The 529-nt window shown below is 38.0% G+C and carries 1 protein-coding gene; it reads left to right on the top strand.

Annotated elements, in window-relative coordinates:
- Positions 1 to 31 precede the first annotated feature (31 nt).
- Positions 32 to 529: hypothetical protein (locus FVW27_RS19190; RefSeq protein WP_167128374.1), on the top strand; the 498-nt coding region annotated here is incomplete at its 3' end.

Below are 529 nucleotides of genomic sequence, written 5' to 3' on the forward strand. Positions count from 1 at the left end.
TTCTTTGTCGGTGTTGTTGGATTTTTACCGCGTGAAGATACAGGATATATGTGCGCTTTTTTCTGAAGATAATACTGTTTTTGATGCCAAACGTGGAGGCTATGTTAAGCTTGACGAGGCCTCTTGTGCTGGCGACGTGTTCCGTGGCTATATGGTTTTTGATTTTAGTGAGATATATGAGTGTTGCGATCTTGTGAATGGCGATTTGTGCGATGATTATTGTTTTGTAATAGACAATGAGAAGAAGAGGATTGTGTTTCAATTTTTCGAAAAGGATGAATACAGAAATAGGAGCATCTTGTATCTAAAGGTGAGTCGTCTTGGAGGGTTTTCTATAGATGCAATCGTGATAGATGCGCTTAGAGTAGGTGGCGGAAAGTATGCGTTTCGTGGTAGGAGTTGCTTTTTACAAAAATATTTTTATAGTGTTAACGAGTCTGTTCTTAATTTTGCGCGTGATCTTTTTGGGGATTTGGATTCATCGAATAGGTATGTGTCTGAATTGATCTACTTTTTTGCTATTATGTTT

Origin of the sequence: Nitratidesulfovibrio liaohensis (genome assembly GCF_011682075.1) — a bacterium.
GTDB classification, from domain to species: domain Bacteria; phylum Desulfobacterota; class Desulfovibrionia; order Desulfovibrionales; family Desulfovibrionaceae; genus Cupidesulfovibrio; species Cupidesulfovibrio liaohensis.